At 67.1% G+C, this 21,386-nt stretch carries 24 protein-coding genes; 11 read left to right on the top strand and 13 right to left on the bottom strand.

Annotation, left to right across the window (positions count from 1 at the left end; translation table 11 throughout):
- Window positions 1–23: 23 nt before the first annotated feature.
- Window positions 24–344, bottom strand: a complete 321-nt coding sequence (locus tag ACMZPQ_RS13455; protein ID WP_005411314.1) for a DMT family transporter — start codon at window positions 342–344, stop codon at window positions 24–26.
- A 169-nt stretch (window positions 345–513) separates the two neighbouring features.
- Window positions 514–1,308, bottom strand: a complete 795-nt coding sequence (speD, locus tag ACMZPQ_RS13450; protein WP_006473908.1) for an adenosylmethionine decarboxylase — start codon at window positions 1,306–1,308, stop codon at window positions 514–516.
- 149 nt (window positions 1,309–1,457) lie between these two features.
- Here speD and crp point away from each other — a divergent pair, with 149 nt between their 5' ends.
- Window positions 1,458–2,147 (top strand): cAMP-activated global transcriptional regulator CRP, encoded by a 690-nt coding sequence (gene crp / locus ACMZPQ_RS13445; protein WP_197584449.1) that lies wholly within the window; start codon window positions 1,458–1,460, stop codon window positions 2,145–2,147.
- A 62-nt stretch (window positions 2,148–2,209) separates the two neighbouring features.
- Window positions 2,210–2,971 carry a TSUP family transporter gene (locus tag ACMZPQ_RS13440; protein ID WP_197584451.1) on the top strand — a complete coding sequence of 254 codons (762 nt, stop codon included), beginning with the start codon at window positions 2,210–2,212 and terminating at the stop codon, window positions 2,969–2,971.
- Between the two features lie 86 nt (window positions 2,972–3,057).
- On the opposite strand, the gene ACMZPQ_RS13435 is transcribed toward ACMZPQ_RS13440, so the two are convergent.
- From ACMZPQ_RS13435 to ACMZPQ_RS13395, 9 genes are all read right to left on the bottom strand, one after another.
- The gene (locus ACMZPQ_RS13435) at window positions 3,058–3,774 is read right to left on the bottom strand and encodes a haloacid dehalogenase-like hydrolase (protein ID WP_197584308.1); all 717 of its coding nucleotides are present in this window, start codon (window positions 3,772–3,774) and stop codon (window positions 3,058–3,060) included.
- Window positions 3,771–4,565: an indole-3-glycerol phosphate synthase TrpC gene (gene trpC, locus ACMZPQ_RS13430; protein ID WP_008264665.1), complete on the bottom strand. Its 795-nt coding sequence runs from the start codon at window positions 4,563–4,565 to the stop codon at window positions 3,771–3,773. Before trpC ends, ACMZPQ_RS13435 begins: the two co-directional genes overlap by 4 nt.
- Window positions 4,566–4,639: 74 nt before the next feature.
- Complete coding sequence (trpD, locus tag ACMZPQ_RS13425; protein ID WP_197584310.1) at window positions 4,640–5,671, bottom strand: anthranilate phosphoribosyltransferase; 1,032 nt, start codon at window positions 5,669–5,671, stop codon at window positions 4,640–4,642.
- 16 nt (window positions 5,672–5,687) lie between these two features.
- Window positions 5,688–6,275, bottom strand: a complete 588-nt coding sequence (locus ACMZPQ_RS13420; protein ID WP_197584312.1) for a glutamine amidotransferase-related protein — start codon at window positions 6,273–6,275, stop codon at window positions 5,688–5,690.
- 108 nt (window positions 6,276–6,383) lie between these two features.
- On the bottom strand, window positions 6,384–7,859 hold the full coding sequence (gene trpE / locus ACMZPQ_RS13415; protein ID WP_495495842.1) for an anthranilate synthase component I: 1,476 nt from the start codon (window positions 7,857–7,859) through the stop codon (window positions 6,384–6,386).
- Window positions 7,860–8,164: 305 nt separating this feature from the next.
- Window positions 8,165–9,100: a lipid kinase YegS gene (gene yegS, locus ACMZPQ_RS13410; protein WP_197580651.1), complete on the bottom strand. Its 936-nt coding sequence runs from the start codon at window positions 9,098–9,100 to the stop codon at window positions 8,165–8,167.
- A gap of 261 nt (window positions 9,101–9,361) precedes the next feature.
- Window positions 9,362–9,844, bottom strand: a complete 483-nt coding sequence (locus ACMZPQ_RS13405) for a GNAT family N-acetyltransferase (RefSeq protein ID WP_010482662.1) — start codon at window positions 9,842–9,844, stop codon at window positions 9,362–9,364.
- Between the two features lie 12 nt (window positions 9,845–9,856).
- Window positions 9,857–10,534, bottom strand: coding sequence for a ribulose-phosphate 3-epimerase (gene rpe, locus ACMZPQ_RS13400; RefSeq protein ID WP_010482664.1), 678 nt, complete (start codon window positions 10,532–10,534; stop codon window positions 9,857–9,859).
- A gap of 30 nt (window positions 10,535–10,564) precedes the next feature.
- A complete protein-coding gene (locus tag ACMZPQ_RS13395) occupies window positions 10,565–10,894 on the bottom strand; it encodes a J domain-containing protein (RefSeq protein WP_008265098.1) in 330 nt (109 codons plus the stop codon).
- A 141-nt stretch (window positions 10,895–11,035) separates the two neighbouring features.
- On the opposite strand from ACMZPQ_RS13395, the gene ACMZPQ_RS13390 reads away from it, so the two are divergent.
- The 8 genes from ACMZPQ_RS13390 (at window position 11,036) to ACMZPQ_RS13355 (ending at window position 18,924) form a co-directional block, all read left to right on the top strand.
- Window positions 11,036–11,962 (top strand): phosphoribosylaminoimidazolesuccinocarboxamide synthase, encoded by a 927-nt coding sequence (locus ACMZPQ_RS13390; RefSeq protein ID WP_197580652.1) that lies wholly within the window; start codon window positions 11,036–11,038, stop codon window positions 11,960–11,962.
- 220 nt (window positions 11,963–12,182) lie between these two features.
- On the top strand, window positions 12,183–12,668 hold the full coding sequence (locus tag ACMZPQ_RS13385) for an Mpo1 family 2-hydroxy fatty acid dioxygenase (RefSeq protein WP_154264652.1): 486 nt from the start codon (window positions 12,183–12,185) through the stop codon (window positions 12,666–12,668).
- Window positions 12,669–13,001: 333 nt separating this feature from the next.
- Window positions 13,002–15,830 (top strand): monovalent cation/H+ antiporter subunit A, encoded by a 2,829-nt coding sequence (locus tag ACMZPQ_RS13380; protein WP_197581977.1) that lies wholly within the window; start codon window positions 13,002–13,004, stop codon window positions 15,828–15,830.
- Window positions 15,830–16,222 (top strand): Na+/H+ antiporter subunit C, encoded by a 393-nt coding sequence (locus ACMZPQ_RS13375; RefSeq protein WP_197581975.1) that lies wholly within the window; start codon window positions 15,830–15,832, stop codon window positions 16,220–16,222. Before ACMZPQ_RS13380 ends, ACMZPQ_RS13375 begins: the two co-directional genes overlap by 1 nt.
- A complete protein-coding gene (locus tag ACMZPQ_RS13370; RefSeq protein ID WP_197581973.1) occupies window positions 16,219–17,754 on the top strand; it encodes a monovalent cation/H+ antiporter subunit D in 1,536 nt (511 codons plus the stop codon). Before ACMZPQ_RS13375 ends, ACMZPQ_RS13370 begins: the two co-directional genes overlap by 4 nt.
- Window positions 17,751–18,257, top strand: coding sequence for a Na+/H+ antiporter subunit E (locus ACMZPQ_RS13365; RefSeq protein ID WP_006474206.1), 507 nt, complete (start codon window positions 17,751–17,753; stop codon window positions 18,255–18,257). Before ACMZPQ_RS13370 ends, ACMZPQ_RS13365 begins: the two co-directional genes overlap by 4 nt.
- Window positions 18,254–18,538, top strand: a complete 285-nt coding sequence (locus tag ACMZPQ_RS13360; protein ID WP_006399171.1) for a K+/H+ antiporter subunit F — start codon at window positions 18,254–18,256, stop codon at window positions 18,536–18,538. Before ACMZPQ_RS13365 ends, ACMZPQ_RS13360 begins: the two co-directional genes overlap by 4 nt.
- Window positions 18,535–18,924 (top strand): Na+/H+ antiporter subunit G, encoded by a 390-nt coding sequence (locus ACMZPQ_RS13355; protein WP_197581971.1) that lies wholly within the window; start codon window positions 18,535–18,537, stop codon window positions 18,922–18,924. Before ACMZPQ_RS13360 ends, ACMZPQ_RS13355 begins: the two co-directional genes overlap by 4 nt.
- A gap of 62 nt (window positions 18,925–18,986) precedes the next feature.
- Here ACMZPQ_RS13355 and ACMZPQ_RS13350 read toward each other — a convergent pair whose 3' ends face one another.
- The gene (locus tag ACMZPQ_RS13350) at window positions 18,987–19,952 is read right to left on the bottom strand and encodes a sodium:calcium antiporter (protein ID WP_197581969.1); all 966 of its coding nucleotides are present in this window, start codon (window positions 19,950–19,952) and stop codon (window positions 18,987–18,989) included.
- Window positions 19,953–20,025: 73 nt separating this feature from the next.
- Complete coding sequence (locus ACMZPQ_RS13345; RefSeq protein WP_197581967.1) at window positions 20,026–20,682, bottom strand: hypothetical protein; 657 nt, start codon at window positions 20,680–20,682, stop codon at window positions 20,026–20,028.
- Window positions 20,683–20,807: 125 nt separating this feature from the next.
- Between ACMZPQ_RS13345 and ACMZPQ_RS13340 the strand changes: the two genes are divergently transcribed.
- Entirely contained in the window at window positions 20,808–21,371 is a 564-nt protein-coding gene (locus tag ACMZPQ_RS13340) for a hypothetical protein (RefSeq protein ID WP_197581965.1), read from the top strand.
- Window positions 21,372–21,386: the final 15 nt, after the last annotated feature.

Here is a 21,386-nt window from a genome sequence, read left to right as displayed (position 1 = left end):
CGGCCAGCGGCCGGCACTACCGATCAATTGGGCGAGACCAGCTTCAGGCCGATCACACCGGCCACGATCAGGCCGACGCAGGCCAGGCGGGCCGGCGACGCGCTGTCGTTGAACAGGTAGATGCCCAGCACCGCCACGCCCATGGCACCGATACCGGTCCAGATCGCATAGGCCGTGCCGACCGGAATGCTCTTCATCGCCTGGCTCATCAGGTACAGGCTGATCAGGGCGGACACCACCGTGGCAGCGGTGGGCAGGGGTTTGCTGAAGCCTTCGGAGTACTTCATTCCAAGGGCGAAACCGATCTCGAACAGGCCGGCCAGCAGCAGGTAGATCCAGGGCATGGGTGGGGGCTCCTTACCTTTTTTGAAAAAACGAAACGGCCCGGTGTTTTCACACCGGGCCGTGGGTCGGTACATCACCGTGGAGCCATGACGCTTGCGCAGTACAGGGGCTCCACAGGGCGGGTCGTCCCGCCTGGGCGGCGATGCCTGCGGGCATCGCGCATGGGGCTTACTCGGACAGGTTGCGGCCGTGGAACAGCTCTTCGATCTCGCGCTTGAGCAGCGCTTCGATCTTCATGCGTTCCTTGAACGACAGGTTCTTGGCCTTTTCCTCGAACAGGTACTGGTCCAGGTCGAAGTCCTTCAGGTGCATCTTCGTGTGGAAGATGTTTTCCTGGTAGACGTTGACGTCGAACATCTCGTAACGCGACTTGATGTTCTTTGCCAGGAAGTTCTGGATCGAATTGATCTTGTGATCGATGTAGTGCTTCTTGCCCTTCACGTCACGGGTGAAGCCACGCACGCGGTAATCCATGATCACGATGTCCGATTCCAGACTCTCGATCAGGTAGTTCAGCGCCTTCAACGGCGAAATCACGCCGCAGGTAGCCACGTCGATGTCGGCGCGGAAGGTGGCAATGCCTTCCTGCGGGTGCGTTTCCGGATAGGTGTGCACGGTGATGTGCGACTTGTCCATGTGCGCGACCACGGCATCGGAGATGAGCTCCTTGCCGGCCTGCTTCTTGTCGATCACCGGTTCTTCGGAGATCAGGATGGTCACCGAGGCACCCTGCGGGTCGTAGTCCTGGCGGGCCACGTTCAGGATGTTGGCGCCGATGATCTCGGCGACATCGGTCAAGATTTGAGTCAGCCTGTCGGCGTTGTACTCTTCATCGATGTATTCAATGTAACGCTGACGCTCCTCTTCGGTGCGCGCGTAACACACGTCATAGATGTTGAAGCTCAGCGCCTTGGTGAGGTTGTTGAAACCCTGCAGCCTCAGGCGAGGCAACGGCTTGACCACGGCGGTCGATTCCTGTGTAAGAAGGGAAAGGGGGAATTATGGGGCAAACTGCCCCCGGGGGGAACGTGAAGACGCAAGAGTTCTGGCACACTGTTTGCCCTTAACAATTGCGCTGGTTAAGCTCCGCTATCGAACCTGTGAATCCGTTCATGCGCAGAGGGAGCGCCCCTATCGTGTCAACCGTGCGCCTAGCTAGCAGTCCACTGGCCTTGGATATCGCCACAATCGATCGTTTCCTGGCCCACAGCCACAGGCGGCGATATCCCACCCGCACCGATGTCTTCCGACCCGGAGACCCGGCGGGAACCCTGTATTACGTCGTCAGCGGCTCGGTTTCGATCATGGCCGAGGAAGATGACGATCGCGAGCTGGTCCTGGGCTACTTCGGCGCCGGCGAGTTCGTTGGCGAGATGGGCCTGTTCGTCGAATCGGACCGCCGCGAGGTGATCCTGCGGACCCGTACCGCCTGCGAACTGGCTGAAATCAGCTACGAGCGCCTGCATCAGCTGTTCCTCGGCCCGCTCTCGGCCGATGCCCCACGCCTGCTGTATGCGCTGGGCCAGCAGATCTCCAAGCGCCTGCTCGACACCAGCCGCAAGGCCAGCCGGCTGGCATTCCTGGACGTTACCGATCGGATCGTGCGCACCCTGCACGACTTGGCACAGGAACCGGAGTCGATGAGCCATCCGCAGGGCAGCCAGCTGCGCGTCTCGCGCCAGGAACTGGCGCGCCTGGTCGGTTGCTCGCGTGAAATGGCCGGCCGCGTGCTGAAGAAGCTGCAGACCGACGGCCTGCTGCACGCGCGCGGCAAGACCGTGGTGCTGTACGGCACCCGTTGACCGTTGAGCACCCGGTGGGTGCGGACCTTGGTCCGCACTCCTTCGCGCGCTAGGCTCGGTGCATGGAGCTGAGCAGCGAATTCTGGTGGTTCATCCTTATCGGCCTCGGCGCACAGCTGGTCGACGGCGCGCTGGGCATGGCGTTCGGCCTGGTGTCGTCGTCGGTGATGCTGGCCATGGGCATTCCGCCCGCGCAGGCCAGTGCAGCCATCCACACCGCCGAGGTGTTCACCACGGGCGCCTCCGGCGTGTCGCATCTGGTCGCTGGCAATGTCGATAAGCGGTTGTTCCTGCGCCTCGCCCTGCCCGGCGCGGTGGGCGGCGCGGTAGGCGCCTACGGGCTGACCCAGCTGCCCGGCGACGTGATCCGCCCGCTCATCTATCTCTACCTGCTGGTGTTGGCCATCATCATCCTGGCCCGCGCCGCCGGGCGCCTGATGCCCAGCGGCGAGGTCAAGCGGGTGCCCGTGCTGGGCTTCGTGGCCGGCTTCCTGGATGCCAGCGGCGGTGGCGGCTGGGGCCCGGTGGCCACCTCCACCCTGCTCGCCCGGGGCGGCCAGGCGCGCACCACGATCGGCACGGTGAACGCCGCTGAGTTCGTGGTCACCTTGACGGTTTCAGCTACGTTCCTGTTGTCGATGGGTCTGCATCACCTGCAGATCGTCGCCGGCCTGCTGATTGGCGGGATGATGGCCGCGCCGGTGGCCGCGCTGCTGGTGAAGCGGCTGAAGGAGCGCTGGGTGCTGGTGGCCGTCGGCGTCCTGGTGCTGGGCATCAGCCTGTTCCAGATCGGCCATGCACTGACCGGGTACCTGGGGCGCTGAGCGTTTGCCGGCCAGCGGCCGGCACTACCCCCGCCGCATCGGTAGCGCCGGCCGCTGGCCGGCAGATCCATCACCGTGCGGCGGGGTCAGGCCTTGTCGCCACCGCGCTCGACGCAGCCCCAGTTGAGGATGCGGGTCCCGGCCGGCAGCACGCGGCGGAAGAAATCCACCTTGGAGCGCTTCGGGTTCACCACCACCGGCGCCCTGGCCGCCAGCAGTAGCGGCAGATCGGCGGTGCTGTCGGAATAGGCCACGTCGATATCGCCATAGCCACGCTCGCGCAGCATGCGCATCTTCTCTTCGTTGTGGCAGTGGCGGGTCGGGCCGACCCCGCCCAGCCGCGGGCCGACCTCGGTGCCGATCACCGGCACGTCCTGGTGGGCGACAAAGGCGAGGATCGCGCGCGCCAGCTCCGGCGGCGCGCCGGTGGCGACCACCACGCGGTCGCCCTTGGCGCGGTGCGCTGCAAAGACCTCCAGCGCCTGCGGCAGCAGCTTGGCGCGCATCTGCGCCTCGTTGCGCAGCACGTAGGCGTCGATGACCTTGTTGAAATCACGCGCGCGGTGCAGGCCGAAACTGCCGATCCACACGTAGACCGAAATACCGGTACGCCGGGTCGGCAGCATTGCCACCAGCGGCCCGGCGATCGGCGTGACCAGCAGCGCGGCCAGCATGCGCAGCGGATTGCGCTTGATCAGCGAGGCGAACAGGTGGGTGCCCGAATCACCGTCGTAAAGGGTGTGGTCGAAGTCGAAGACCACCAGCGGCGCATCCCCGCGCGGCGTTGGATAGTGCGTTGTCATGCCGCGAAGAATAGCTGACGCAGGCCCTCGCCCGGCTCTTCCACGCGCATGAAGGCCTCGCCGACCAGGAACGCATGGATGCCGGCGTCGCGCATCAGCGCCACGTCCTGCGGGCCGAGGATGCCGCTCTCGGTCACCAGCAGGCGGTCGCGCGGCACGGCGTTCTGCATGTCCAGCGTGGTCTGCAGCGACACCTCGAAGGTGCGCAGGTTGCGGTTGTTGATGCCGATCATCGGCGCCGGCACCTGCAGCGCGCGCTCCAGCTCGTCGATGTCGTGCACCTCCACCAGCACGTCCATGCCCAGCGACAGCGCCAGTTCGGACAGCGTGGCCAGCTGGGTATCGTCCAGCGCGGCGACGATCAGCAGGATGCAGTCGGCGCCCAGCACGCGCGCCTCGTACACCTGGTAGGCGTCGATCACGAAGTCCTTGCGCAGCACCGGCAGCGTGCACGCCTCGCGGGCCTGCTGCAGGTAGGCGTCGGCGCCCTGGAAGAAATCGACGTCGGTCAGCACCGACAGGCAGCTGGCGCCGCCGAACTCGTAGCTGACGGCGATATCGGCCGGGCGGAAGTCCGGGCGGATCACGCCCTTGGACGGGCTGGCCTTCTTCACCTCGGCGATCACCGCCGGGTCGCCGTTGGCCACGGCGGCCTGCAGGGCGCGCACGAAGCCACGGACCGGCGGGGCGCTGGCCACGGCGGCCTGCAGCGCCTCGAGCGGGCGCTGGGCGCGGCGCTGGGCCACTTCTTCGGCCTTGCGGGCCAGGATCGTCTGCAGGATGTCGCTCATCGTCGTCGGTTCGGTGCGGGGGCGGTGAGGACGGCCATTATCGGCCATCGAGGGGATCAGGCTGAACCACGCGCTCAGGCAACCAGCGCGCGGGTGGTCTCAACATACTGCTGCAGGCGCTGGCGGGCGCTGCCGTTGGCAATGGCGGCGCGGGCGCGGGCCAGGCCGTCACCGATGTCGCTGGCCACGCCGGCCACGTACAGCGCGGCACCGGCGTTCAGGGCAACGATGTCCAGCGCCGGGCCGGGCGCGTTGTCCAGTACCGCGCGCAGCATCGCGATGGACTGCTCCGGGCTGTCCACGCGCAGGTTGCGGCTGGCCGACATGGCGATGCCGAAGTCTTCCGGGTGGATCTCGTACTCGCGCACCTTGCCGTCGCGCAGCTCGCCGACCAGGGTACCGGCGCCCAGCGAGATTTCGTCCATGTTGTCGCGGCCCCAGACCACCATGGCGCGCTCGGTGCCCAGCTCGCGCAGCACGCGTGCCTGGATACCCACCAAATCGGGATGGAACACGCCCATCAGCACCGACGGTGCACTGGCCGGGTTGGTCAGCGGGCCGAGGATGTTGAAGATGGTGCGCACGCCCATCTCGCGGCGCACCGGCGCCACGACCTTCATCGACGGATGATGGATCGGCGCGAACATGAAGCCGATGCCGGTCTGTTCGATCGCCGCGGCCACCTGCGCCGGCTGCAGCTCGATGGCCGCCCCCAGCGCTTCCACTGCATCGGCACTGCCGGACTTGGACGAGACGCTGCGGTTGCCGTGCTTGGCCACGCGCGCGCCAGCGGCGGCGGCGACGAACATCGCGCAGGTGGAGATGTTGAAGGTGTGCGAGCCATCACCACCGGTGCCGACGATGTCGACCAGATGGGTGGCATCGGCCACCGGCACGGCCAGCGCGAACTCGCGCATGACCGTGGCCGCGGCCGCGATCTCGTCGATGGTTTCCTTCTTCACCCGCAGGCCGGTGAGGATGGCGGCGGTCATCATCGGCGACACGTCGCCGCGCATGATCTGCCGCATCAGGTCGACCATTTCGTCGAAGAAGATTTCGCGGTGCTCGATGGTGCGCTGCAGGGCTTCCTGGGGGGAGAAGCTCATGGGAATGCTCCTTGGATCAGGCCGCCGGGCGCTGCAGGAAATTGCGCAGCAGGGCGTGGCCATGTTCGGTGAGGATGGATTCGGGGTGGAACTGCACGCCCTCCACCGGGAACTGGCGATGGCGCAGGCCCATGATCTCTTCGATCGAGCCGTCGTCGTTCTCGGTCCAGGCGGTCACTTCCAGCGCGTCGGGCAGGCTGTTCTTGTCCACCACCAGCGAGTGGTAGCGGGTGGCCTGGTAGCGGTCCGGCAGCCCAGCGAACACGCCCTTGCCTTCGTGGCGGATCGGCGAAGTCTTGCCGTGCATGATGTTGCCGGCGCGGATGACCGTGCCGCCGTAGACCTGGCCGATGCCCTGGTGGCCCAGGCAGACGCCGAGGATCGGCGTGGTCGGCCCGAGGCGCTCGATCAGTTCCAGCGACACGCCCGCTTCGTTGGGCGTGCACGGGCCGGGCGAGATGACGATGCGCTCAGGCTTCTGCGCGGCGATCTCGTCCACGCTCATCGCATCGTTGCGCACCACCTTCACCTCGGCGCCCAGCGTCTGCAGGTACTGCACGAGGTTGTAGGTGAAGCTGTCGTAGTTGTCGATCATCCACAACATGGTCAGGTTCCGTCGCTTGTCAGGAGGTGGCGTACACGTGGGTGCCGCGCAGAGAGGGGGCCGGGTACAGCGGAAGGTGCCGCGGCGCAGGCCACGGCACGGGGAAACTCACAGGCCCTTGGCGGCCTGGGCGACGGCGCGGAACAGCGCGCGGCCCTTGTTCATCGTCTCGTCCCATTCCTTGTCCGGGTCCGAGTCGTAGACGATGCCGGCACCGGCCTGCACATACAGGCGGCCATCCTTGATCACCGCGGTGCGGATCGCAATCGCGGTATCGGCATCGCCATGCCAGCCGATGTAGCCGATGCTGCCGGCGTACACGTTGCGCTTGATCGGTTCCAGCTCGCGGATCACTTCCAGCGCGCGGATCTTCGGCGCGCCACTGACCGTACCGGCCGGGAAGGTGGCACGCAGCACGTCGGCATAGCTCAGGCCCGGCTGCAGCTGCCCGGTCACTTCGCTGACGATGTGCATGACGTGGCTGTAGCGCTCGATCACGAACTGCTCGCCCACTTCCACGGTACCGGCCTTGGACACGCGGCCGGCATCGTTGCGGCCGAGGTCGATCAGCATCAGGTGCTCGGCGCGTTCCTTCGGGTCGGCCAGCAGCTCGGCTTCCAGCGCCTGGTCCAGCTCGGGCGTGGCACCGCGCGGGCGGGTGCCGGCAATCGGGCGCACGGTGACTTCGCCGTCCTGAAGGCGTACCAGGATTTCCGGCGAGGAACCGACCACCTGCAGGTCGCCGACATCGAGGAAATACATGTACGGCGAGGGATTCAATGCGCGCAGCGCGCGGTACACATCCACCGGGCGCGCCTTGAACGGCACGCTCAGGCGCTGGCTGAGCACCACCTGGAAAATGTCGCCGGCGCGGATGTATTCCTTGCTGCGCTGGACCGCGTCGACGAAGCCTTCGCGGGTGAAACCGGAAACGAAATCGGACTCGTCCAGCACGTCGCTGTTGAGCGGTGCGGGATAGCCCGCGCCCGGCGCGCGCAGCTTCGCGGTCAGCGCATCCAGGCGCGCCTGGGCCTGCTCGAACGCACCCTCGACACGCGGGTCGGCATGCACGATCAGGTACAGCCGGCCCTTGAGGTTGTCGAACACCGCCAGCTCGTTGGAGTCCAGCAGCAGGATGTCCGGGGTGCCCAGCTCATCGCGGCCGGCCGGCGGCGCCAAGCGCGGTTCGATGTAGCCGATGCACTCGAATCCGAACCAGCCGACCAGGCCACCGGTGAAGCCCGGCAGGCCGTCCAGCTTGGGTACCGAGTGGGGGCTGCGCCGCGCCTCGACTTCGGCGAACGGGTCGGCCACCTCGCGGGTTTCCACCACCTGGCCGTCCTCGCGCACGGTCAGGGTGTGGCCGTGGAAGGCGTACACGCGGCGCGCCGGCAGGCCGATGATCGAGTAACGACCAAAGCGCTCGCCGCCTTCGACGGATTCAAACAGGTAGGTATTGGGGCCGTCGGCGAGCTTCAGATAGACCGAAAGCGGCGTGTCCAGGTCGGACAGCACTTCGCGGACGACGGGAATATGGGTGTGGCCTTCAGCGGCCTGCAGCTGAAACTGAGCGTGCGAGTTCAAGACGACTTTCCTTCCGGGACACAGCGTTATGGGGGCGGACGACGGCAACGGGCCACCATCGCCACCAACGGCGTGCGGAAGAAAGGGTATGCGGGGTCGTCAGGCTGGACACCCCTTGACTGTATCGCAGCTTGGACGGGAGGGGAACCCTGTGAAACTGAACCACGGCGAGCCCGTGGCCGGCCCCGGGGACCAGCAACGGCGACCGGTAGAGTCGACTGTCAGTCGACTGCTCTTCGTTCCGAGGGCATAAAAACCCGCGCTGCGCGCGCAAGTCGACTAGCAATTGGCTCTACCCGCTGGCTCTAGCCCTGCCCGGCCAGCAACGGGCAGCCGGCCGGCAGATGCATGCGCACCCTGCCCGGCACGCACTCGATACGGAACTGGCGGGCCTCTACCGGTTCGCCATCCAGGTTGAGCGTCAGCGGACGCTCGGATTCAATCAGCAGCCACGGCAATCGCGCGCGCGTGGCCAGCTGTTCCAGCGCGGCCTGGGTGCCCGACTTCAGCATCTGGCCCAGCGTGGCGGTGACCTCGCCTTCCAGCTCCGGCAGCACCGTTACATCCAGCAACCCATCGTCGATCAACGCCTGCGGGCACAGCTGCTGGCCGCCACCGGCCTGGCGGCCGTTGCCGATGCCCAGCGCGATGAAGTCGCCTTCCCACGCGAAATCGGGGCCCGACAGGCGCGCGCTAATCGGCTCGATCCGCCCCAGCTTGGCAATGCCGGTGATCACGTAGGCGAGGCCACCCAACATTTTTTTCAGGCCGGCGTCGGTTTCCACGGTGACCTGCGTACCGAAGCCACCACTGGCCAGATTGGCGCACCACCAGGGCGTGCCATCGGCGTCCACGCGCAGCAGATCGATGGCGTGCGGCTCTGCCTGCCCGATCAACGCGAAGGCGTGCTGCGGTTCGGTCGGAATGCCGGCCGAGGTGGCGAAATCATTGGCGGTTCCCATCGGGATCAGCGCCAGCGAGGGCAGCGCATCGGCAGGCTCCTCGCGATGCGCCAGCGTTTCCGCCACCGCGCTCAGCGTGCCGTCGCCACCGGCGGCAACGATCACGTCCACGCCGTGGTCGATCGCTTCGGCCACGTAGCGTTCGGCGTCGCCCTCCTCCCAGGTCACCCGCACCTCCAGCTGCACGCCCTGCCCGCGCCAATGGCCGACCGCATCGCGCAGTTCGTCGTTGCCTGCGGATTTGCCATTGAGAATCAGGCGCCAGCGCGGTGTGGCCATGCGGTACTTCCAGGGTGGGGCGGCACAGGCTATCAACGCGGTGTTTGCCTGCGGTGAATGTCACGCAGATGTCATTCAGCCACTGGAGAATGGAAGGCCATAGCAGGGACGACGGATGGAGGCAGGATCAGCCTCCCACGCATGCAGCAGGGCCACGCCAGTGATTGGCGTGGTCTTTTTTTTGGGAGTTCACAGGAAGTGCGAACCAAGGTTCGCACTCACCTGGTTGGTAGATCCACGCCATGCGTGGATTTACTCGCCTCAACCGTTGGCGAAATCGTGCAGCGCCTGGCCCTGCAGCCGGTACACGGTCCACTCGTCCTGCGGCTTCGCACCGGCGGCGGTGTAGAACTCGATGGCCGGGGTATTCCAGTCCAGTACCGACCATTCGAAGCGACCGCAGCCTTCGGCCACGGCCTGGCGCGCGATGTACTTCAGCAGCGCCTTGCCGGCGCCGACACCGCGCTTTTCCTGGCTGACGTAGAGGTCTTCCAGGTAGATGCCCTTGCGGCCCAGCCAGGTCGAGTAGTTGTAGAAATACACCGCATAGCCGATCGCTTCGCCGTCGGCTTCGCAGATCAGCGCGCGCGCCGTGGCGTCAGCACCGAACAGGCTCTCGGCGATGCCGATCTCATCGGTCTGCACCGAATGCTCGGCCTTCTCGTAGATGGCCAGCTCGCGGATGAAATGCAGGATCAGGCCCGCATCGGCGACGGTGGCCGGGCGGATGTTCAACACGGCCACCGTGCTCACGGCTCAGCCCCGCGCCGCGGCGACGTTGGCACGCATCTGCGCGATCACGTCCTGGTAGCTGGTCTTGGCGTTGAAGATGGCCGAGCCGGCCACGAAGGTGTCGGCGCCGGCGGCGGCGATCTCGCCGATGTTGTCGGCCTTCACGCCGCCGTCGATCTCCAGGCGGATGTCCTTGCCGCTGGCATCGATCATCTTGCGCACCACGCGCAGCTTGTCCAGCGCCGAGGGGATGAAGGCCTGGCCGCCAAAGCCCGGGTTGACCGACATCAGCAGCACCAGGTCCAGGTCATCCAGCACCCAGTCGAGGATGTCCACCGGGGTGGCCGGATTGAGCACGATGCCCGGCTTGCAGCCCAGCGAGCGGATCAGCTGGATGGTGCGATGCACGTGGCGGCTGGCCTCCGGGTGGAAGCTGATGTAGGTGGCACCGGCCTCGGCGAAATCCGGAATGATGCGGTCCACCGGCTCGACCATCAGGTGCACGTCGATCGGCGCAGTCACGCCATGCTTGCGCAGGGCCTGGCAGACCATCGGGCCGATGGTCAGGTTCGGCACGTAGTGGTTGTCCATCACGTCGAAGTGGACCCAGTCAGCGCCCGCGGCGAGGACGTTGTCGACTTCCTCGCCGAGGCGGGCGAAGTTGGCGGACAGGATGGAGGGGGCGATGAGGCAGTTGGACATGGCCGGGCCTTGCAACGAGGGGAAAGAGGGTCAGCGCTTGCGCAGGGTCTTGATGCGGTCGTAGGCGGCATTGATCCGCCGCGACTTCTGCTCGGCCTGCTGCTGCAGCTCGGGGGCGGCGCCGCCAAGCTTGTCGGGGTGGTACTGGGAGATCAGCTTGCGGTAGGCACGCTCGATCTCGGCATCGGTGGCCTCGGAGGTCAGCCCCAGCTCCCGGTACGGGTTCTCCTTGTTCAGGCGGAACCAGTCCGAGTCGAAGGCATGGCCGATCAACAGGCCGACCACCGCGCCGAACAGCGGATTGGGCCGGAACAGCAGGGCGCCGGCGATGAATCCGAGCAGTTTTCCGTACCAGCGCATGGCGCTCCGGGGTCGACCGACGAAATGGACGCTCATTTTACGTCACAGCGGGCCCGGACGGCTTTACACTAGGCCGCCCGCTGGTCAGCGGGCCCGCCGGGTCCGTTGGGCAGCCGTATCGACAACGCCCCAGGAGTGCCCGTGCCAACCACGCTGTTGCAATCCGATCTCCCCGGCCTGCCCTTGCGCCATCGCGGCAAGGTGCGTGATGTGTTCGATATCCCGCGCGAGCGGCTGCCTGCAGGGAGCCCGCCGGGCGATTACCTGTTGATGGTCGCCACCGATCGCCTCTCGGCGTTCGACGTGGTGCTGCCCGATCCGATTCCGGGCAAGGGCGAGATGCTCTGCCAGGTCTCCAACTTCTGGTTCGCCAAGACCGCGCACCTGATGCCCAACCACCTGACCGGCATCGACGTGGCCAGCGTGCTGCCCGAGGGCGTGGACCCGGCCCTGTACGCCAAGCGCGCGGTGGTCACCCGCAAGCTGAAGCCGGTGCCGGTGGAAGCGATCGCCCGCGGCTACCTGATCGGCAGCGGCTGGAAGGACTACCAGCGCACCGGCAAGGTCAGCGGCATCGACCTGCCCGATGGCCTGCGCCAGGCCGAGCAGCTGCCCGAGCCGATCTTCACCCCCTCGACCAAGGCCGCCGTCGGCGACCATGACGAGAACATCGATTTCGATGCGATGGTCAAGCAGGTGGGTGCGGACCTGGCCGAGCGTGTGCGTGATGCCACCCTGCGCATCTACAAGTTCGCCGCCGATTACGCCCGCGAGCGCGGCATCATCCTGGCCGATACCAAGTTCGAGTTCGGTACCGACGCCGATGGCCGCCTGTACATCATGGACGAGATGCTGACGCCGGATTCCTCGCGTTACTGGCCGGCCGACGAGTACGAAGTGGGCACCAGCCCGCCGAGCTACGACAAGCAGTTCGTGCGCGATTACCTGGAGACGCTGGACTGGGGCAAGACCGCCCCGGGCCCGAGCATCCCGGCCGGGATCATCGAGCGCACCCGCGCCAAGTACGCCGAGGCGCTGCAGCGCCTGGCCGGGATCAGCGTCGACTGATCCCCCTGCGCCCCCGGCCGGTCTGGTCGGGGGCGTTCTGAAGGCGGTAGTGCCGGCCGCTGGGCGGCAACCTCGCGAGCCTGCAGCCAGGCATGGCCTGGCTCTACTGCCGGTTGCCTGGGGTAGTGCCGGCCGCTGGCCGGCAACCTCGCGAACTCGGCTATGCTCTGGATTGCCGGCCAGCGGCCGGCACTACCGTTGTCCGAGGAAGCAACGCAGTATGCAGACCACCACCCAGCTTGCGCGGCCGATCGACCGCTACTTCGCCAGCTACTCCGACGACCACCGCAATGTGATCAACCAGCGCATCCACGTAGTGGCGGTACCGGCCATCCTCTGGTCGGTGGTGGCCCTGTTGTGGTGCCTGCCGCCACTGATCACCTGGTTCCAGTACGGCATCTGGTCGGCGTTCGCGATGTTCAGCGCCTGGTGCTTCTACAACAAGCTGTCGCGCCCGCTGGGCATCGGCATGCTCATCCAGTTCTTCGTGTTCGGCTGCCTGTGCCGCCTGCTGGAGGCCGAGATCGGCCTGCACAACCTGTTCTGGCTGGCGGTGGGGGTGTTCGTGGTGGCCTGGATCGCGCAGTTCATCGGCCACAAGTTCGAGGGCCGCAAGCCCAGCTTCCTGACCGACCTGACCTACCTGCTGATCGGCCCGGCCTGGGTGATGGCCAAGTTCTACCGCAAGCTCGACTGGCGCTACTGAGATGCCGGTGGCCGGCGGCGGCCGTGGTTTCCTGAACGGGCAGATCCCGTCACCCGCACTCGACGGTGGCCCTGCCAGCCTGCGCCGGTGACCCGCTCCCCACGTCCCGCCCGTCGACGGCAGCCCCTGTGCGACAGGGCCTGCGGTCTCCCTGCGTGGGCGTAGGGTGTCCCCCGAGGGCAGCCGGGGAGGAGAGGCAGGAACGCAATGTTGCGCCGCAGAAAAAATGAATCAGCGAACGTTACATGCAATTGATCGCTGTTCGATGGGTTTCGGCGACATTTCGCAGCCTGTTATCCTCCCTGACCTGCTCGTGAATCATGGATTCCCTGCATGCTCCCCAGCCTGCCCCTGCTGCTGGCCCTGCCCTTCCTGATGGCAGCGGCCGTTGCGGCCTTCCCCCGTAGTTCGCGCTCGACTGCTGCCTGGCTGGCGGCATTGGCGCCGTTGGGCGGGCTGGCCATCCTCGGCTGGCTGACCCCCTCCATACTCGATGGCCAGGTGGTGCGCACGATCGTGCCCTGGCTGCCGCAGATCGGCCTGGACTTCACCCTGCGCCTGGACGGGCTGGCCTGGATGTTCGCCGGGCTGGTGCTCGGCATCGGCGCACTGGTGGTGCTGTATGCGCGCTACTACCTGAGCCAGCAGGACAACGCGCACCGCTTCTACTGCTACCTGCTGCTGTTCATGGGCGCCATGCTGGGCATGGTGATCTCCGGCAACCTGCTGTTGCTGATGATCTTCTGGGAAATGACCAGCATCAGCTCGTTCCTGCTGATTGGCTTCTGGTCGCACCGCCAGGATGCCCGCGAGGGCGCGCGCATGGCGTTGGTGATCACCGGCGGCGGCGGCCTGGCCCTGCTCGGTGGCGTGCTGTTGATCGGCCGCATCGTCGGCAGCTTCGACCTGGACGTGGTGCTGGCCGCTGGCGAGCAGATCCGCGCCAGCGCGCTGTACCCGTACGCGCTGTTCCTGGTGCTGGCCGGCATCTTCACCAAGAGTGCGCAGTTCCCGTTCCACTTCTGGCTGCCGCACGCGATGGCGGCGCCGACCCCGGTCTCGGCCTACCTGCACTCGGCCACCATGGTGAAGGCCGGCGTGTTCCTGCTGGCGCGCCTGCACCCGGCGCTGGCCGGCAGCGACCTGTTCTTCTACACGGTCAGCGGCATCGGCGCACTGACCCTGCTGATCGGCGCCTGGAACGCGATCTTCCAGCACGACCTGAAAGGCCTGCTGGCGTACTCGACCATTTCCCATCTGGGCCTGATCACACTGCTGTTCGGCCTGTCCACGCCGATGGCGGTGGTCGCCGGCGTGTTCCACATCCTCAACCACGCCACGTTCAAGGCCTCGCTGTTCATGGCCGCCGGCATCATCGACCACGAGACCGGCACCCGTGACATGCGCAAGCTGGGTGGGCTGCGGAAACTGATGCCCTTCACCAGTGCGCTGGCGATCATCGCCTCGCTGGCGATGGCCGGCATTCCGCTGCTCAACGGCTTCCTGTCCAAGGAAATGCTGTTCGCTGAAGCAATTACCGCGGGCGGCCCGGGCACCATGCGTACGGCGGTGTCGATCGCCGCGCTGCTGGCCGGCGTGTTCGGCGTGGCCTACAGCCTGCGCTTCGTGCACGACACCTTCTTCGGCCCCGGCCCGCACGACCTGGACCGCGTGCCGCACGAGCCGCCGCGCTGGATGAAGGTGCCGGTGGAGTTGCTGGTGGTGATCTGCATCGCGGTGGGCGTGGCTCCCGCGCTGACCGTGGCACCGGTGCTGCACGCCGCCGCTGCCTCGATTCTCGGCCCCGCCATGCCCGAGTACAGCCTGGCGGTGTGGCACGGCTTCAACCTGCCGCTGGCGATGAGCGCGATCGGCGTGGTCGGTGGCGTGGCGCTGTACTTCGGGCTGCGCAAGCTGATCAACCTGCACGGCGTGACCAACGTCAGCACCGGCCGCAATGTGTTCCATGCGCAGCTGGATGCGGTGTCCGCGCTGGCCATGCGCCTGACCAACGGCATCGCCAACGGCAGCCTGCAGCGCATGCTGCTGGGCCTGGTGCTGGTGGCGATCGTGGTCGCCGCCGCGCCGTTCGTGGCCAACCCGGCCTCGCCGAACTGGACCGCACCGCAGCCGATCCCGCTGCTGGGCTGGGCGCTGTGGCTGGTGATGATGGCCTGTGCAGTGGCCACCCTGCGCGTCTACAAGCAGCGCCTGCTGGCGGTGCTGCTGGTCGGTGGCGTCGGCCTGATGGTGGCGCTGACCTTCGTGTTCCTGTCCGCGCCCGACCTGGCCCTGACCCAGCTGCTGGTCGAGATGGTCACCCTGGTGCTGATGCTGCTGGGCATGAACTACCTGCCTGCGCAATCCGGGCCGGAGCGGCCGCGCTGGCGCAAGCGCCGCGATGCGGTGATCGCGATCGTCGCCGGTGCCGGCCTCGGCGCGCTGGCCTATTCGGCGATGACGCTGCCGCCGAACACCATGGCCGGCGAGCTGCTCGCCCGCGCCCTGCCCGAGGCGTACGGCCAGAACGTGGTCAACGTGATCCTGGTCGACTTCCGTGGCTTCGATACCTTCGGCGAGATCACCGTGTTCGGCATCGCCGCACTGGTGGTGCACGCGCTGCTGCGGCGCACGCGGATGGCACCGGAGCAGATCATGCCCGGGCCACCGATCAAGCTGCCGGTGCCGGCCGACCTGGCGCAGATCATGTTCCCGCTGACCCTGACCGTGTCGATCTTCCTGTTCCTGCGCGGCCACAACGCGCCGGGCGGTGGCTTCATCGCCGGCCTGGTGCTGGCGGTGCCGCTGCTGATCCAGTACGTGATCCAGGGCACCGCGTCGGTGGAATCACGCTTCGGCTTCGACTACATCCGCTGCATCGGCATGGGCCTGCTGATCGCCCTGCTCAGCGGCAGTGCCTCGATGCTGTTCGGCGTGCCATTCCTGACCAGCGGCCACCTCGACCTGCACCTGCCGCTGATCGGCGAGGTGCCGTTGGCCAGCGCGATCGGTTTTGACATCGGCGTCTATCTGGTGGTGTTCGGCGGCGCCATGCTGATGCTGTCGATGATGGGCACGATCAAGCCGTCGCGTACCCGTACCGCCCGCAAGGGTGAGATCGACCTGCAACGCCGTTCGGCACGCACCGGGGAGATGCACTGATGGAACTGGCCCTGGCTACCGCGATCGGCGTGCTGACCGCCATCGGCATCTACCTGCTGCTGCGTGCGCGCAGCTTCGATGTGATCCTCGGCATGACCTTCCTGTCCTACGCGACCAACCTGCTGATCTTCGCCGGTGGCCGCGTGGTGCTGGGCAAGGCGCCGGTGCTGCAGCAAGGCGTGGACAGCCACCTCGGCAACTACACCGATCCCCTGCCACAGGCGCTGGTGCTGACCGCGATCGTGATTGCCTTTGCAATGACTGCGGTGAGCATCGTGCTGGCCATGCGCAGCCGCAGCGACAACCACAGCGACCACGTGGACGCCCACGAGCCGGATGACGATCAGCAGGATGAGGGCATTTCGCCGCGCCAGGGCGAGGACCGCGCATGAATCATCTGGTGATCCTGCCGATCCTGATTCCGCTGTTGGGTGCGGCGTTGTCGTTGTTCGTCGAACACCGCCGCTACGGCCCCAGGGTGCAGCGCGCGGTGGCTTGGACCTCGCTGTCGGCGCTGGCGCTGGCGGTAGGCCTGCTGTTCGCCACCACCGCCAGCGGTGAGATCAACGTCTACCTGCTGGGCGACTGGCCGTCGCGCCTGGGCATCGCGCTGGTGGCCGACCGGCTGTCGGCGTGGATGCTGCTGACCACCCTGTTGCTGGCCATCCCCTGCCTGCTGCATGCCTGCTCGGGCTGGGACCGCCGCGCGCCGCACTTCCATGCGCTGTTCCAGTTCCAGCTGGTCGGCCTCAACGGCGCGTTCCTGACCGGCGACATCTTCAACCTGTTCGTGTTCTTCGAGGTGATGCTGATCGCCTCCTATGGCCTGCTGCTCAGCGGTGGGCGCGGCCTGCGCATGCGCATCGGCCTGCACTACGTGGTGTTCAACGTCACCGCCTCGACCCTGTTCCTGATCGCGCTGGGCCTGCTGTATGCCTCGCTGGGCTCGTTGAACATGGCCGAGCTGTCGCAGCGCATCGCCGAAGTGCCACCGGCACAGCTGACCCTGGTCAAGGCAACGATGGGCCTGTTGCTGCTGGTGTTCTGCGCCAAGGCCGCGCTGATGCCGCTCTACCTGTGGCTGCCGGAAGCCTATTCGCGCGCGCCGGCGGCGGTCGCTGCGCTGTTTGCGATCATGACCAAGGTCGGCCTGTACGCGGTGCTGCGCATCCAGATGCTGTGGTTCGGCGACGACGCCGGTGCGATGGCGGGTTATGGCCGCGACTGGCTGCTGTGGGCCGGCGTGGCGACGCTGGTGCTCGGTGGCCTCGGCGCATTGGCCGCGACCCGCCTGCGCGTGCTGATTTCGTACCTGGTGATCGTCTCGGCGGCCACGCTGTTCATCGCCTTCTCGGTGGGTACCCCGCAGGTACTCTCCGCTGGCCTGTACTACCTGCCGCACAGCAGCTTCGTCGCCGCTGCGCTGTTCCTGATTGCCGACCTGATCCGCCGTCGCCGCGGCGGCGCCAGCGACCGCAAGGAAGTGGTCGCGCCGATGCCGGGCAAGGAAACGCCGGCGGTGCTGTTCCTGATCGGCGCGGTGTCGGTAGCCGGCCTGCCGCCGCTGTCCGGCTTCCTGGCCAAGGCCGCCCTGCTGGCCGGCATGCCCGCGCAGTACACCGGCCCGGTGTGGACCGCAGTGCTGGTCAGCAGCCTGCTGGTGATCATGGGCCTGGCCCGCGGCGGCATCCGCCTGTTCTGGCGCGTGCCGCCGGTCGATCCGCAGGCGCCGCCGCCACGCAAGGCACGGTTGCGCCGGGTCGAGCTGTACGCCGCCTGCATCCTGCTGGCCTACGGCATCGGCATGACCCTGGCCGCCGCGCCACTGATGCGCTACACCGACGCCACTGCCGCACAGCTGTTGCACCCCAGCGAGTACGTGCAACAGCTGCGTGCGACCACGCCGGAGATCCGCCAGCCATGACCGCCCAGCGCTCCCTGTTCCGCCGCATCATTCCCTCGCCGGTGCTCAGCATCATGGTGGTGGCGTTCTGGCTGCTGATGTCCGACAGCTTCACCCTCGGCCAGATCGTGCTGGGGCTGGTGCTGGGCGTGGTGGTGCCCCTGTTCGCCGCACGCCTGGACCGCGAGTTCGCCCGCATCGGCACGTTGCGGCCGCTGCCGAAACTGCTGTGCGTGACCCTGTGGGACATCCTGATGTCCAACATCCGCGTGGCCATCCAGGTGCTGGGCCCGGAGAAGAACATCCACCCGGGTTTCATCTGGCTGCCGCTGGACATCGCCAACATCCACGGTATCGCCGCGCTGACCAGCATGATCACGCTGACCCCGGGCACGGTCTCGGCCGTGCTCAGCGACGACCGCAGGTTCCTGATGGTGCATGTGCTGCACCTGGAGGACCCGCAGGACCTGATCGACACGATCAAGCGACGTTACGAAGCCCCGTTGATGGAGATCTTCCCATGACTGGATTCCAGATCATCCAGACCACGCTGGTGGTATGCATGCACGTGGTCGGCCTGGCCATGCTGCTGGCCACCTGGCGCCTGCTGCGTGGCCCGACCGTGCCCGACCGCATCCTCGCGCTCGACACGCTGTCGGTGACCGCCATCGCCGAGCTGATGCTGTTCGGCATGTACCTGAACTCCGCGATCTACTTCGAAGCCGCGTTGGTCATCGCCATGCTCGGGTTCGGCAGCACCGTGGTGCTGAGCAAGTTCGTGCTGCGCCGGGACATCGTCGAATGATCACCGTGATCCAGATCGGCCTGTCGATCCTGCTGCTGTTCGGCTGCTTCTTCATCCTGGTCGGGGCACTGGGCCTGGTGAAGCTGTCCACGTTCTTCAAGCGCCTGCACGCCCCTACCAAGGCCAGCACGCTGGGCGTGGGCTGCGTGCTGGTGTGTTCGGTGTGCTACCACATCTTCCTCGGCCAGGACCCGCAGCCGCGCGAGCTGCTGATCACCGTGTTCCTGTTCATCACCGCGCCGATCAGTGCACACATGATGGCCAAGGCTGCGCTGTCGCTGCTGATGGAAAAGCGTCCCAGCCTGCCGGGCAACGAACCGGCCGCCGAGGAACAGCTGCCGCCGCCGGAACCGGTGCGGGAAGAAGAAGGTTCGCAGGTCCGCTGAACCGGTGGGTGCCGACCGTTGGTCGGCACAGACAATCAACCGCATCCACGCATGGCGTGGATCTACAAGGCCGGTGCGGCCACCAGCAGCACTTCCAGCACCAGCCAGCCGACGAAGGCGACCAGCAGGATCGCACCTTCGCCGCGGTTGATCTTCAGGTCACCACGCAGCATCGGGTACAGCACCAGCGCGAATGCCAGCAACGCCGGCAGTTCCAGGCGCACGAACGAAGCCGGCAGCGCCAGCGGCTGCAGCAGGGCCATCGCACCGATCACCAGCAGCAGGTTGACCGCGCTGGACCCCAGCACATGCCCCAGCACCATGTCGCCATGACCGCGACGCGCAGCCGCGATGGCGGTAGCCACCTCCGGAAGCGCGGTACCGATGGCCACCGGCAACAGGCCCACCAGCAACGGCGTCCAGCCCAGCGCGGTTCCGAAATCAGCCGCCGCCCCCACCACCAGGCGTGCGCCCCAGTACAGGGTCAATGCGGCAATCAGCACGCGCAGCACGTTCAACGGCAGGCTGGTGCGGCTCAGCGCGGATTCGGCGATGGCCGCCTGCACGTCTGCGCTCTCGCGGCGGCCACGGCGCAGCAGCACGACCTGCATGACGATGAAGCCGGCGACCAGCACACCGCCTTCCCAGCGCACCAGCCGGCCGTCGAGGCCGAACAGGATCAGCAGCGCAGCGGCCGCCAGCAGCGACCACCACAGCACCGTCTGCAGGCGCGCGCGCAGCAGCAACGGTGCGGCGATCGCCGCCACGGCCAGGGTCAGGCCCAGGTTGACGATGCTGCTGCCCACCGCGTTGCCCAATGCCAGCTCGGGCTGGCCAACCGCCAACGCCCGTGCGTTGACCGCCAGTTCCGGCAACGAGGTGGTCACCCCGAGCAGCAGCAGGCCGGCGGTGAACGGGCTGGCCCCGAAGCGCTGGGCCAGGCCGGACACGGCCTTGACGATGGAGTCCCCGCCCAGCGCCAGCAGCAGCAGGCCGAGCAGGAACCAGGCAATGGCAATGGCGATCATCGAGCACTCCCCCAGCGGTCGTGGCGCGATTCTACGCTGGCCCCGCGCGCGTGGCTGGGCCGTGGATCAAGGATCAGCCGCAGCCTTCCACGTAATCGACCTGCGGGGTCTTCCCAACGCGCCATGCGCCGACCTTGCCGTCGGCACCGAGCGCGAAGTCGATCACCGCATCGCCTTCCTTCGCCGGACGCACGCGCAGGTGCTGGGCTTTCTCGTCGTACTTGTCCGGGCCGACATCGGCACGCTCGGGGTACAACACCTGCAGCTCGCCCAGGGTCATGCCGACCTTGCCGCCACCCGGTGCGATGATCGCGGCGCTGCGCACGTCATAGCGCACCAGCTTGCGGCCTTCGATCATCAGGCGCGGATCCTCGGCGTCCTGGGGACGCAGGAAGTAGCAGCCATCGTTGCTGTCGTCGGCCGGCAGCGGCTTGCCGGCCGCATCGGTGCCGAGCCCCTGCAGCGGCCTTCCAAAGCCGCTGCGGACCTCGGCGATGCCGGCTCCCAGCGTCGCGCCGGCGAAGCCGTCCAGGCGCGCCGGGCTGTCAGCCCGGAGGTCATTGGCGGGACGGGCGGCCAGATCCGGATCCGTCGACTGTGCCGGCCCGGTTGCGGAAGCGGTCTCCGCCGGCGTGTCACTGCCGCTGCCCGCGGCGCCCTGTTTGTCGGAGCCACCGTTGCAGGCGGTGAGCGAAAGGAGCAACAGACCAGCAATCGGGAGGTGCTTCATCAGTGCGGTTCCGTGGCACGAAGGTGGCTGCACGCTAGCGCAAGCCGCGTGCAGGCGCTGCATTGTCATCGCGGTTTCATCGCCTTCGTTCAGGCTCGGCCTGCACCGACTCGCCAGTCCCTTCCATGCAACCGCGCAAGACCGATCTCGCCCGAACCGCGCTGCAGGCCCACCGCGCGCCGCTGGACATGCGCCAGCGACGGTTGCTGATCCTGTGTGACGGCCAGCGCACCGTTACCGACCTGACCGGCCTGCTCGGCCAGGAGGCGCCGGCCATGGTGATCCAGCTGATGCAGAGCGGGTACCTCGAAACCGGTCCGACGGCAGCACCAGCATCCGCGCCCTCCGCGACAGTCGCACCCCAGCCCGTTCCGCCACCCGCCCCGGCGCCGGTCACGGCCAGCGCTCCTGCGCCAGCGCCCGCCGCGCCGGTCGAACGCCGCCGCTCGCTGGTGGCCGCGCGCATCTACGTATTGGGCATCCTGGAAATGCAGCGCCACCCGCAGGCGGCGGCGCTGTTCCGCGACCTGCAGCAGGCGCGTGCGGAAGAAGAGGTACTGCAGCGTCTGCAGTCGGCACTGCAGATGCTGCCCGGACTGACCTCGGACGGCTATTGCCAGCGCGTGCGGCAGCGCCTGCTGGAGGCACTGCCGCTGGAGCATTGCGACGCCTTCGCCGAAGTGGCGTAAGCGCGGGTTCCGGCG

It is taken from the genome of Stenotrophomonas maltophilia (assembly GCF_047497515.2).
Lineage (GTDB): Bacteria > Pseudomonadota > Gammaproteobacteria > Xanthomonadales > Xanthomonadaceae > Stenotrophomonas.
This window is presented reverse-complemented; position numbering and strand designations above follow the sequence as displayed.